We start from the raw sequence: 13,403 nt of genomic DNA, 5'->3' as shown, positions 1-13,403 counted from the left end.
TACCCGGCAAATATGCGTACGTGAATTGATCATTATATGATGCAAACAGCCCCGAACGCAGGCAAACCGTGTTCGGGGCGCTATGATTGGTATGCGGAATTAATTTTTTACGTATTTGGCAATTTTCTTTTCGCCTATCCAAACTACTTCGTTTGTCTGGATATTGGTAAGCTCGAGGTTTACCTGGTAGTAAACCACTTTCTGGCGTTTGTGGGCATCAACAATGGAGTTGATTGAGCCTTGCAAAATATAATCGGCACCATTTTCCATACCGAATTTTTTCATGCTCGATACGGTGGCGTTGGTTTGCTGGTCGGCTTTTTCGGCACGCAGTTCTTCACGTTTTTTACCGCCCTGTACCAAACGTACTTTTTGCGATTGGATGAATGAACTTTCAATATCAGTTAAGAAAGTTTCGGCATCAATATGTTCGTGGCTTTTGTTTTGAACAAAGCCAACTATTACCACGGGGCGTTTACCCTGATGCTCGTTCATGTGGGTATCTATCCAGGCGGCACCTAAAATTTTGCCGGTCAGCTCGTCGGCAGCCATGCGGGCATCGCTGTTGTTCCAGTTGCCGCTTACGTCGATAGTTTCATCGGTACTTACGCGGGTAACCTGGCGCGAGCATGAGTTAATTAATATTCCTGAAAAAGCGATGGCAGCAACTGCTATGATCCTGTTAAATTTCATCTGTAGTATATTGTAAATTATGATATGTTAGATTGTGTATTAGCGCAATTGTTACCAGCCGAAACCGATACCAATACTGGTGCGGCCTCCCCAGCCCCAGCGGCCACCATAGCCACCCCAGCGGTTGCCCCAGCCGTAGTTTAAAAAAGGAGAGTACGAGTAACCACCGTATAAACCCCATGATGGTGAATAATCATAATAACCATTCATGCGCTCCTCATGCCTCCACTGGCGGTTTTGGCGGCGGCGTTCTAACTTAGCCTCGTACCAATCATACGCTTTATAGGTATTTTGAATGGTAACGCCATGTAAACTGTTTAAAGTATCGGCCACACGTGCATATTTAGCCTGGCTTTCGGCGTAACGCGGGTTTTGATCAGGAAGTAATGCTGTTTGTTGCTGGGCTTTCACTATGCCGCCAAATAAGCTGCACACAAGTACGCAAGCCGCAATAATGATATTATTTTTCATTGTGATTAATTTAATAAGTAAAGTTACGCAAAAGCGGCACCAAATATTACAGCGCAACCCTTGGTAAATGTTAAATTATGTTAGATTGATGGGATTTTGACTTTGGTGTGAAGGGAAGGTTTATTCTGAACCATGATTTTATTTGGGGGGATTACACCGATTGATTTTTATTTTTTGGGATTACACCGATTAATTTTTGATTACACCGATTTTGATTGTTGATAGTTTTGATTGCGCGGATGTCTGAACCGGGATTTGGGTGGATTTTTGGGATGGGTAGGATTTTTCTTTTTGTCTGAACTCGAATTTGGGGGAATTTTTAGAATTTTTCGAATTTGATTTGCATTCTGCTAATTCCTTAATTCCCCCAAATTCGAGTTCAGACAAAAAATCAGCGCAATCAACGTAATCATTTTACATCAACGGTTCAGATAACTGCAAACTGCCTACTCCTTACTGCCAACTGAACAAGGGTGTTGCCTGCGGCCCGGGCTTTACGCTCATACTGCACAGGCCTTAGCCACAGGCCGGTATCCGCTTCAATCCCTAACACAAAATCCGTTTTCATTTTAGCTTTATTCCTGTAACAAGTATGTCCTGCCGGGCGTCAATGCATTATATTTAAACTTATAAAGTCTATGAAAAAATTAGTCCAAAATATACTCGCAATAACCATCGCAACCGTTCTCATTAACGCGTTTTCATTAACCTCAGCTAAAGCGCAAACCACTGCTTTCAAACCCAAAGATCCTCAACTATTTAACACTATTGCCCACATGGACAGCGTAATGTTTAACGCCTTTAACAACCGCAAACTCGATGCGATGAAAACCCTCTTCACTCCTGATGTTGAGTTTTACAACGATGGAAAAGGTGTTACCGGTTACGATGCGACCATGGCCGGCTTTAAAGGCATTTTTGAAAACAAACAAGCCGCCGACTTACGCCGCGACCTGGTAAAAGAAAGCCTGGAGGTATACCCCATGCCCGGCTACGGCGCTATTGAAATGGGTACCCATATTTTTATCCATACCGAAAACGGGCAGAAAATAATTGGCACAATGAAATTTGTACACATCTGGCAGCTAAAAGATGGACAGTGGAAAGTGGCGCGGGTAGTGAGTGTGGGGCATTAGCCCCTCCCAAACCCTCCCCGGAAGGGAGGGCTTAAAAAGTAAAAACATATCCCAAAAGTCTCCCCTGCCGGGGGAGATTTAGAGGGGGCTTGAACAATCAAACAAAACAACATTCTCCTCCGGTTTCAACCTGAACACAATCCCTTCTCCCGGCTTACTAAAAATACCTTTAACAGCCTTGAAAGCATAGCTTGTTCCTTCAAATTTGCTGTTTATTTGTTTAGCTCCAATAGATGTGTAGGGTAATGTAGCACCCGAAGCAGTTGTCATATCAAAATACCAGTTCAATTGTTTATCGCTTACCAAACGCATTTTAATCTGCTTTTCATCCATATCAACCTCTAATGATCCTTTTACAGACGTAAGCGGCCATGAAATGTGCATTGAACCGGCTGTTTTGTTGCTAAATACCGGATCGCCACCTTGCAGCAGGATCTCCTTACCATCAATAACCGACTTTAAGCACAAACCACCTATTTCATTAGGCTTACTCCATATATAGCCATCAACAACCGGCAGGGTAAAAAATGTACACTCGTTTGAGGTAGCCACCTGTTGGGTATAAACCGAAGGGAAGTTTTCATCAAACAAATGGATGTCGCGGATGCGGAGATTGCCGTTTTCCCAAAGCATATTGATGCGGTAAAAGCGGCTGTTAAACCAGGCTGTTTTCAGGTTGCTGCCTTCAATATCCTTACTTACGGTAAACGAGGTTGGCGGGGTAACTTTATATTTTTGTTTAAACCAAAGTCCAGATTGTTCCAACGTCTCCACTTTTATTTTATGTTCATTTCGTAGACGGGCCAGCAGCGGCATCTGTATTTCGAAACCTTTGGCCATGGCATCCCAGGTAAAGGAATTTTCCTGCCCGGCCTGGGTATAATTAAAGCCGAGTGCTTTATCTTCCGTAAATGATTTTAAAAACCAGTTAACCCAGGTCGAATCGCCGCCGCCAAATTTATAAACGGGTTCGAGCGTAACTACACCCTGACGCGCTGTGCCCAGGCCATTATCATACTGGCGGATGGGATCGCTGCCCAGCATCCTGAAAATGGGTACCGGGATCTGGTTCTGTACATGCTGGGCCGGCATATACGAGTTGATTTTACTTGGATAATAAGCCTGGTTCCAGTAGCCGCCCCAAAGTGTATAACCATCGGTACCATATTGATCTTTACAATTTGCCGATGCCACAATACGATATTTGCGGTACATATAATCCAAACTATAGCTATCAATAAACCAGGAGGCTACCGATTTGGGGTAATAACCAAAAATCTTTTTAAAATCGGCCATGTAAACATCGATCAGTTTTTCGCGCTCTTTGGGTGTATAACCGGTTGCGAAGCCGATATTGGCACGCCAGTCCCAGGGGTAGCGGCCACGCCACTTCAGTCCGGCTTTTTCAACCTGTGGCTGCGGGATTTCCCACCAGGCACCTATTTCGAACGAGTTGCGGGGTAAGGCTTTGAGCAGTTTCTGATATCTTGGGTCGATCAGGGCATCATACTGTAGTAAAAATGTACCGCCGAGATGATATTTTTTCATGATCTCTACCTGTTTAACCACCGTTTGATATAATACATCTTCGGTAATAGCAGCATCACGCGGCTCAAGCAGGCGGATAAAGTTGACGATATTAACAATTTTAGGCGATGGTATTTCTGTGGGCTGTTTGTACGCTAACGCATTTAACGAAAATAAACAACACAGTATTGTAGAAAAAATGAGGCGATGTTTCAAGGCTTATAATGATTTTTGTGGTAACTGATAAAAGTACTCATCGCCTAAAAGTTCACTGTCCTCCTCTGTCTTGTTAACCTCTATCGTCCAGGCACCATGTGCGCTTAAAACAAAAAAGGAGCAAGCGTGAATGCTTGCTCCTGCATAAATTCATGAATTGAACCTATTTTTTCAACTCACTCAAAACAGGCTTCGCAAGCGAAGGCAAAACATTCTGATCGGTTTTAATCAACTCCAAAACCTCAATCTCATTATTACCGGCCTTCAGCCACTCCACCGGTGCATAAACCGTTTGCTGCGGACCAACATTCCAGTAACGACCAAGGTTATGTCCATTTAACCAAACCGTACCCTTGCCCCATTTACTCAAATCAAGATAGGTATCAACCGGCTTCTTCAGGTCAAACACCGCTTTTTTAATTACCGGTTTGCCCCCGGTTATTTGCAGGCCTTTCCCGGCAAGGTTTAAAGTATTTAACGGTAAACCGTAGCTATACCAGTTTTTTACTTCGGTACCATTCAAAGTAACTTTGCCGGTAATACCTTTTTTGTTTTTAAGCAGATATGGGCCAAAGTTGATGCGGCCAAGGTTCTCCACCAAAATCTCCAGTTTAACTTTGCCTTTAGGCAGCGTAATTTGCAGGCTATCCTGTTTCAAACGCCTGTCGAGGATGCCCGCACGTTTACCGTTCAGGTAAATAATGCCATAATCGCGCAGGCCATCTATTTTAAGCGTGGCCGTTTTGCCACCGGTAACCGTAGTGCGGTATAAAGCAAAACCATAAGCCTGGTTCAAATCCTCGAAAGTTTGGGGCGCTGCATGCAAAACCGCTTTTGGCAGATGATCAAACAAACCGAATGTTTGTGTAAAACGGATAGTCGGGATAGCTTCGGATGGTTTAGCGGCCGGAACTTCGGGCAGGGTTACACCAGCGGGCAGGTGTTTTTTGATCACTTCCCTGAATTTCATATACTTATCGGTAGGGTTACCGGCTTCATCCAACGGCGCATCATAGTCATAGCTACTGATCTGCGGCTCGTAAGGGTTTTGATCATTAAAGTTTGCACCGTTCATGAAACCGCGGGTTGTACCACCGTGAAACATGTACATATTGATCGAGATCCCGGCAGTAAGCACTGAATCAAGCGGACCAACATATTTTTCGGCCGGAACGGTGTGGTGGGCTGTTCCCCACCAATCAAACCAGGCCGGATACCATTCGGCAATAAAATAAGGGCCTTTGCCGCCATGATTTTCATCGATGAGTTTTTTCACTTTGGCTACGTTATCAACCCCGTTTATAGCAGGCAACAAACCCGGCAAGTGACCATCTTTAATAGCAGCCTCAGGATCGCAGGTATAAAGCTGGCCGTCAAAACCGGCTTCGATAAACATTTTACGGTTCAGGGCGAGATAATCTTTATCAGCACCGTACGATCCGTATTCGTTCTCTATCTGTACCATTAAAACGTTGCCGCCGTGGTTTATTTGTAGTGGAGCCAGTTGTTTGCCCACCTCCATTATGTATTTATGATAGGCGTCGAGGTATTTAGGCTCTTTACTGCGTACCTGCAGCCCCTCTTCTTTCTCGAGCCAGTATGGGTAGCCTCCAAATTCCCACTCGGCACACACATAAGGGCTTGGGCGAAGAATTACCCAGAGCCCTTCCTCTTTGGCTATTTTCACAAACTCGGCAATATCATGGTTGCCACTAAAATCGTAGTGGCCTTTTTGCGGTTCGTGCACGTTCCAGAAAACGTAAGTACCTATGGTATTTAAACCCATAGCCTTAGCCATTTTCATACGCTGGCGCCAGGCCTCGCGGGGCACGCGGGTATAATGCATCTCGCCCGAAATGATCTGGAAAGGTTTACCATCCAGCAAAAAAGCAGTATCACTTAGCGCGAAGGTATGTTTCGCATCCTGGGCCGCGAGCCTACCGGTTACCAATAGAAAAAAGAAAAGGGATAACAGTTTTATAAACTTCATATATTAAAAATGCAGGGGTGTAAATTTTTATCTTGCTGTGCCTGTGCCTATTTTGCAGTTAATGTTACAGTTGATGATTTAAGCTTACCGGCACTAAATTGTACCTGTACCTTGCCGGGAGTACCGTTAGTTTGAACATAAGCCAGCAAGCGCCCATGCAAGGCCTTACGCTGGTTCGCCTGGTAACTTTCATGACTGCTGGTGCTGCCACTTTCCAAACCCAATAATTTTGCCGGGCCTGTTACAGATACAGTAATCTCATCATCGGCCGCAAATACAGGGTTGCCGTCTTTATCGGTAATATAAACCTCTACCTGGCTCAAACCTTTTGTTTTGTGGCCAAAAGTTGTGTTATCGGCTATGGTTTTAAGCTGATAAGCCTCACTCGTTGTTTTGATACTATTGCTGCTAACTTCGGTACCGTTGTTATAACCTTTAACAACCAACTCGCCCGGTTCATAGTCAACCTGCCATGACGGGGTGCGGCTACGGGCTTCGCTTAGTTTTTGTTTGCCTAATGATTTACCGTTTAAAAACAGTTCGGCTTCCTGGCAATTGGTAAAGCAATCCACCTTTATTTTACTGCCGGGTTGCCAGTTCCAAGTGGGTTCGGCGGTGCGGTGGCTCCAGATGCCGCGGTCTTCGGTGCTGGTGATAGCCCGTGCACCTATGTACACCATCGGCTTATCGGCCCATAAACTCTGCCTGAAAAAGTATTCGGGCTTTTTAAAGCCTGCCAGATCTATCAAACCTGCGCCATTGCTGCGTTGCGGCCATTTTCCGGCCTCACCCAGGTAATCGATACCGGTCCACAGATATTGGGCTGAGATGTATTCGTTGCTATCAACCGCATTCCAGGCTTGCTGTTGCATGCCGTTCTCACTGCCATAAATAATTCGGTTAGGATATTTTTTATGATCTTCCGGATAGCGGTACTCCTGGTAGTTATAACCTACCACGTCCAATACCTCGGGGTATCCCACCTCGTTCGACATTACTACACCGGCCAGCGCGGCGGTTACCGGGCGGGTGGTATCAATATCTTTTACAGCTTTTACCAATCGTTTGGCTATCGGGGTTAAACCGCTTGCCGCCGGATGATCGGGCAGATATCCTTTGCCGTAGATCTGCGGGTTTCGGCCCGTATTCAGCACCTCGTGGGAGTAAGGGTCGTTAGGATAATCAATCTCGTTGCCAATGCTCCACATAATGATTGATGGATGATTGCGCGAACGTAAAACCATATCATGCACGTCCCTATCAGCCCATTCTTTAAAATATTCGTGGTAACCATTTTTTGATGGGGTGCCAACATTCCATCCGGCTACCCATTTGTTTTTGCCTATCTCCCACTCGTCAAAAGCTTCATCCATTACCAGGAAACCCATTTTATCGCACAGATCATACAAATAATCGGCATGCGGGTTATGGCTTAACCTGAGCGAGTTTACACCCGCATCTTTTAATATTTTCAGCCTGCGCACCCAAACTTCTTCCGGAACAGCAACACCCAAAGCGCCTGCATCATCATGGATACAAACGCCTTTCAGCTTGGTGCTCTTTTCATTTAAAAAGAAGCCTTTATCCTTATCAAAACGAATACTGCGGATACCTACCAACTGAGTTATCTCATCAACCTTTTTCCCATTGCGGTTAAGCACCACTTTTAATTGATACAGGTTGGCATTTTTAGTATCCCACAATTGCGGCGAGATGATTTGTTGCTCAAAATCAACCTGCTGTTTGCCCGGCTTTACTTTTACTTTTACTTGTTTTTGCAGAGAAGAGGCGACTTTACCTTTATTATCAACCAGGCTTATATTTACAGATACGATGGCCGCTGTTTTTGTGCTGTTAGTTATATCAACTTTAACTTTGGCCGAGGCTTTCTCTGCCGATACTTCAGGAGTTGTGAAAGCCAAATCCCAGGGCCCGATATGCACCGGATCTTTAACGATCAGGTAAACGTTACGATAAATACCCGAACCGGTGTACCATCTCGAATCGGCAAATTCGCTATGGTCAACTTTTACCGCGATGGTGTTTTTACCGGTTAAATTCAGGTACGGCGTTAGCTCATATTCAAAAGCGATAAAACCGTTTGGACGTTTACCCAATAAATGCCCGTTAAGCCATACTTCGCTGTTTTTATAAACACCATCAAAATAAATGTATACCTGTTTGCCTTTCCAGGCGGTATTGCCTGCAAAACTTTTCTTATACCAGCCTATGCCTCCGGGCAGGTAACCTGTGGCGCTTGCCCATTCATCGCTAAAAGGCCCTTCAATACTCCAGTCGTGTGGTAAATCGACCGTTTTCCAGTTTGTTTCGGTTGCGAGGCCGCCGATGTTGTTATTGATGTCTCCCTTGTGAAAACCCCATGCCGCGTTAAATACGGTTTTACCACTCATATCCTGGGCTTTTACCAGACCTGGAACCAGCGCGAGGAAAGCAAAAAGCAGAAACAGGTAATTTTTATTTTTCATTTGGCGATAGTGTGTTTTAATTGATAGTTCCGGTAAAAGTGATTACCGAGCGGGCCGGGATAATTTGTTTTGGTACCGATGCCTTGCCTGCTTTCAGTTCGGCATTTTGCGATGTGAGATAGGATGATACCAGTTTTAGTTTATTATTTCCTCCATTAATATCCGCGCTAACGTCATTTGCCGAAGTGTTTACCACCACCAAAACAACGTTTTTAGCATTTTTATAAGCCGATACCAACAAAGACTTATCTGTTGATGAGGCTTCAGCGTTAACCCTTATTGCTCCGGGCTTAATGAAGCGGCTGTAGTTGCCCATAGCCCAAAGCATTTTGCTGGAGTAAAAATTGCCGTCGGTTTTATCTCTATCTACATAAACTAATCCGTCTTTATAATCATAAGCCGAAATAGCCGTCCACCATTGCCAGGCAGAGGCATTGGCCACCGCGAGATCGGTATGGATAACCGATGCGAGGTATAAAGCCGCATCAATACCGAGGTCACGCCTGCTTCCATTTATCTCACCTGCATTATCGCCTAAAATGCAATATTCTGATTGCCACAAGTTGAGGCCTTTAACGGTAGCAACCGTATCAGCCAAAGCAGTACGGGCTTTTACCGATGAAGCCATTGGCGAGGTACTGAAATAGCTATGCGTAGCGATGGTTTTGGCTACCGATGGCAGATCGCCAATGTAATTTGCAGAACCGGGTTTAAAAAAATCGCTGATCTGGCTGCCTTTTCCGGGTTTATCACCTTTGGTAAACAAATAGTTAATGCTGCCTGCTTCGCCAATTAATATTTTTGAGTTGATCTTATTCGCTGTAAATTCTTTATCAATGGCGCGGGCTACTCCTGCTATCTCGGTATTATTATAAGGTGCACCTTCCTGCCCGCCATCGCTCCAATCCCATTGCGGTTCGTTTATCGGGCTGATGTAGTTGAACTTAACCCCGCTTGTTTTTTCAACGCCTTTCACAACATCGGCCAAAAACTTAGCATACGCATCATATTTACCAGGCGCGATGTTCACTTTGCCGCCATTTGCATAACTTTTACCGTTTACCGTAAACTGCACCGGCGGACTGTTATTAAATCCTAAAAACTGATTCACGCCACGTTGCTTCGCCGCCTTTAAAAACCACACCTGAGCAGCCTGGTTTTGCCAGTTATAGCTACCATCCTCATTTAAAAACGATTCAGCACGACGCCACTCGTCTTTTATACCACTCGCGTCTCCCTGCTGGGTGCTGCCCGCGCCAATATTGAATCGCCACATAGACAGGCCGATCCCTTTTGGTGAGCCATCGGCATAAGTTTCCCGGCTAAAAAGCCAATCGGCAATCTGGTTGCGTTTGGCATCGGGCCAGTTGCCCACAAACTGGCACGACCATGCATCTGAAGCAGCAAAATTATCAATGGTTTGATAAGTTTTTGAAAGATCAATTTTGATGGTAACCTCCTTCACCTGCCCAATAGCTAAAGGGATTTGAAGTCCCAAAGCAGCAGCAAAAGGAAGGATTTTTTTTATAGTAGAGTTAAATGTCATCATTCTAAAATCAACATTACAACCTGCAATGCAGCAGGTTGTAATGTATTATTACTGTTGCACAATTTGCCATTGCTGATTATTACCACCACCGTAGACATATTGTATAATGTTTGCTCCATTTGCGGTTGAAGCACCGTTTACATCCAAAGCCTTGCCGCTATTGCGGTTAATGACTTTGTAAATACCGGTGCCGGTACTGGTAAGCTGCCATTGCTGGTTGTTACCACCGTTCCATGGGTATTGTATTATTCCGGCGCCGTTAGCGGTCGAGCTCATATTTACATCGAGCGCCTGGCTGCTGTTGCGGTTGGTTATTTTGTAATAACCCCCACCGTTATTGGTTATGATCCATTGCTGGTTATTACCACCGTTTTGCGGCCATTGAATAATGCCTGCTCCGTTTGCTGTTGAAGCTCCGTTAACGTCAAGAGCCTGACCGCTATTCATGTTTAAAAAGCGATAATATGCACCGGTATAAAAAGCATCGGTACCACCCGCGCCTACACCCCAGGCATATTTAATTCGGCTTAAGCCCGATGCATTGGTTGTTGATACGGTATAACTTGTACCTGTGCCATTTAATTGCTGTATGGCGTAGCTATCGCCGGTGCGTATGCCCGGCCAGTAAACCGCGCCCATAGTATATGCCCGTACCTGGTTGGTTAAACCTTGCAGGTAGGCAATTTCCTGATCGGCATTGATGGCCCCGGTATAGTTTTTACCACCCGTCATCGGGATACCGAACTCGGTTAGCACTGCCCGGCTGCTGTAAGCGCCAATGTTGCCTTTAAAACGGTTTTCCCATTGCAGGGCGGTTGTTAAAGTACCGTTACTGAAAAAGGTATAGTCATGTATCGACAGCAAACAGCCTGAAAAACGGCTATCAGCACCTACCCCGGTAATATCCTGCGAGTATGACGTTCCGCTGATGAGGATGCGGCCTTGCGGTACCGATGGATAATTGCTTAGCCATTGGGCGCAAATGGTGGTCCACTCGCTTAAAGTGTAGCCATGCGGCTCGTTAAAAATTTCAAAGTACACATGGGCATTGCCGCCATATTTGGTTACGATGGTTTGCCACATCGACCAAAACTCGGTGGTATTGTCGATTTTTCCATCTTTGGATGAATTGGCTTCCCAATAGCCTAATATAACGTTCATCCCCTTGCTAAGCGCCTTGTCTATAACGCCGGTGTATGAATTCCACCAGGTTTGTGATACAGTTGAATAGTTTACCGGTATCCTCAGCGTATTGGCACCTGTATTGGTTTGGATGCCGGTTAAAACAGCATCGGCCTTGCTTGATACGGTGGCATAACTATCTGTTGAAGCCAATCCGCTCAGCACCAATATACCATCGCTAAAATTATCTCCATCTGCCGCCCAGTTCACGCCTTTCAGGGCGCTTGCCGGTGTCGAATCGGTGGTAACGATATCGTTTCCGGGTTTTGTTTCATCTGTTGTTGCTGGTTGATTTGTTACAACATTATCTTTCTTACATCCGGCCATTAAACAACATATCGCTACTAATAAAAAACTCAGGTTCTTCATAATTTGCTATAGGTTAATAATTGGATTAAAAAAGGGGGAAGAAAGAACTTCCTCCCCCAATATCAGCGATTGTTAATAGCCAGGATTTTGTTCTAACAGGTTACCCGAAGCCTGAATTTCAGACCTTGGTATAGGCAACCAGTAATGTTGAGGTTTGAATGAGCGGCCATCCAAAGCCACTTTTGGTGTATAAGTAAATGTACCGTTGGCATTTTTAGTAATAATTACACCAGCAGCCGGTTTGTTTTCGGTAACGTCGGCAATTTTCCAGCGGCGTACGTCATAAAAGCGGTGTTCTTCGAAAGCAAGTTCCACGCGGCGTTCATTGCGTATTGCGTTAGTCATATCCGTTTTTGACATGCCGGCTGCCAAAGCAGGCATATTTACACCCGGACGGGAACGGATCTGGTTTATTGCCGTACGCGCAGATAAACTTGAACCAGCAGGGATCACATCGGGACCGTAAGCTTCGTTAGCAGCTTCGGCAAAGTTTAGCAATACCTCGGCATAACGGAAGTAGATCCATGGCTGGAAGCCAGCGTTACCCCATGGGTTTTGCAGCGGATAGGCATCATTCATGAATTTTTTAAGATAGTAACCTGTTTTTGTAGTGTTCCAGTTACTATCGCCATCTTTACTGTCCTTACCACCCGGAATGAAAGATTCGATTGATCTTTCACGGTATGGGGCACCGTTATATAAAACGGTTGCGGCAAACCTTGGGTCGCGATGGTCGTAAGGATGTGTCGGGTCATAACCAGAAGTCGGATCAGTAATGGCTTTACCGTTATCCATTTCATAATCGTCAACCAAATTTTGCAGTGGTGAGTTACCAGCCCAACCGCCGTAGCCGTTAGGGCCGTTGGCAATTTCAAGGTGGGTGTGATTGGCATTTTTGGTGTATAAACGTTCAAAAATGGTTTCGTTGGTTTCATTAACCAAAAACAGGTTACCGTAACCGCCTGCATAAATACCATATTTATTGAGGCTGATAACGGCTTGCGCGGCAGCTACCGCATCAGTCCAGCTACCGGCAGCATATAACGGACTTGCCGCATAAAGCGTTAGCCTTGATTTCAAAGCCAAAGCCGCCCCTTTAGTAGCACGACCTAAAAGCCAGGTACCATCATTATTTAAAGGCAGTTTCGAAGCTGCATCATCCAGCTGAGCCACTGCGTAATCGATACCTTCTTTGATAGAAGCGCGTTTAAACAATGCAGGATCCTGCAAATTATCATTAAGGTTGGTCACCTTATCGCCTATCAAAACAACCTTGCCATAGTTACGGATCAGGTCCTGGTAACGGAAAGCCCTGATAAACTTAAGCTCACCTTCAATACGGGTTTTGTGAGCAGCACTCATATTAATGGTAGGCAACAAGGCAAGTGCCGAGTTACATTCCCGTATGCTACGATAGCTACGCCCCCAAAGCACACCAGCACCACCTAAATTTTCAGGCGCAAGCTGGCCTCTTTGAATCAACCAGGTTGCATCATCATTATTATAGATCGACTCATCGGTTAGTGAGCTCCACATGCTGTATTCAAAACCACGACCAAAACCGGGATTTGAGCCGTCGCCTTCTTTATCCTGTAATTTGGCACCGATATAACGGTTGGTTACGTAAGCTTCAAACACCGCGGTATCCGAAGCAATGGCCGATGATGCGATCCTATCGGTAGGTGTTACATCCAGTAAGTTCTTTTTACATGCTGTGATGCTCAGCATACCGCCCATCATTAAAAATAGTAGCGGGGTTTTATATTGTAATTTCATTATTATCT

The 13,403-nt window shown here is 45.1% G+C and carries 10 protein-coding genes; 1 reads left to right on the top strand and 9 read right to left on the bottom strand.

Features of this window, described 5'->3' with window-relative positions; genetic code table 11:
- Positions 1-99: 99 nt before the first annotated feature.
- From HYN43_RS03700 to HYN43_RS30150, 3 genes are all read right to left on the bottom strand, one after another.
- The gene (locus HYN43_RS03700; protein ID WP_119408173.1) at positions 100-693 is read right to left on the bottom strand and encodes a penicillin-binding protein activator LpoB; all 594 of its coding nucleotides are present in this window, start codon (positions 691-693) and stop codon (positions 100-102) included.
- A 51-nt stretch (positions 694-744) separates the two neighbouring features.
- Positions 745-1,164: a hypothetical protein gene (locus tag HYN43_RS03695; RefSeq protein ID WP_205589863.1), complete on the bottom strand. Its 420-nt coding sequence runs from the start codon at positions 1,162-1,164 to the stop codon at positions 745-747.
- A gap of 427 nt (positions 1,165-1,591) precedes the next feature.
- Positions 1,592-1,732 carry a hypothetical protein gene (locus HYN43_RS30150; protein WP_162996301.1) on the bottom strand — a complete coding sequence of 47 codons (141 nt, stop codon included), beginning with the start codon at positions 1,730-1,732 and terminating at the stop codon, positions 1,592-1,594.
- Between the two features lie 70 nt (positions 1,733-1,802).
- Between HYN43_RS30150 and HYN43_RS03690 the strand changes: the two genes are divergently transcribed.
- Complete coding sequence (locus tag HYN43_RS03690; RefSeq protein ID WP_119408172.1) at positions 1,803-2,300, top strand: nuclear transport factor 2 family protein; 498 nt, start codon at positions 1,803-1,805, stop codon at positions 2,298-2,300.
- Between the two features lie 78 nt (positions 2,301-2,378).
- Here the strand turns inward: HYN43_RS03690 and HYN43_RS03685 are convergent, their stop codons facing one another.
- The 6 genes from HYN43_RS03685 to HYN43_RS03660 all read right to left on the bottom strand — a co-directional run bounded on the left by HYN43_RS03685 (position 2,379) and on the right by HYN43_RS03660 (position 13,395).
- Positions 2,379-4,043 (bottom strand): hypothetical protein, encoded by a 1,665-nt coding sequence (locus tag HYN43_RS03685; RefSeq protein ID WP_205589862.1) that lies wholly within the window; start codon positions 4,041-4,043, stop codon positions 2,379-2,381.
- Between the two features lie 163 nt (positions 4,044-4,206).
- Entirely contained in the window at positions 4,207-6,033 is a 1,827-nt protein-coding gene (locus HYN43_RS03680; RefSeq protein ID WP_119408171.1) for a glycoside hydrolase family 35 protein, read from the bottom strand.
- A 47-nt stretch (positions 6,034-6,080) separates the two neighbouring features.
- Positions 6,081-8,519, bottom strand: coding sequence for a glycoside hydrolase family 2 TIM barrel-domain containing protein (locus tag HYN43_RS03675; protein WP_119408170.1), 2,439 nt, complete (start codon positions 8,517-8,519; stop codon positions 6,081-6,083).
- A gap of 16 nt (positions 8,520-8,535) precedes the next feature.
- Positions 8,536-10,068, bottom strand: a complete 1,533-nt coding sequence (locus HYN43_RS03670) for a glycoside hydrolase (RefSeq protein WP_205589861.1) — start codon at positions 10,066-10,068, stop codon at positions 8,536-8,538.
- 48 nt (positions 10,069-10,116) lie between these two features.
- A complete protein-coding gene (locus HYN43_RS03665) occupies positions 10,117-11,619 on the bottom strand; it encodes an RICIN domain-containing protein (RefSeq protein ID WP_119408168.1) in 1,503 nt (500 codons plus the stop codon).
- 72 nt (positions 11,620-11,691) lie between these two features.
- On the bottom strand, positions 11,692-13,395 hold the full coding sequence (locus tag HYN43_RS03660) for a RagB/SusD family nutrient uptake outer membrane protein (RefSeq protein WP_119408167.1): 1,704 nt from the start codon (positions 13,393-13,395) through the stop codon (positions 11,692-11,694).
- Positions 13,396-13,403 lie beyond the last annotated feature (8 nt).

This window comes from Mucilaginibacter celer (genome assembly GCF_003576455.2).
Lineage (GTDB): Bacteria > Bacteroidota > Bacteroidia > Sphingobacteriales > Sphingobacteriaceae > Mucilaginibacter > Mucilaginibacter celer.
Note: the sequence above shows the minus strand (reverse complement) of the source record. Positions and strands in the feature narration are given on the sequence as shown.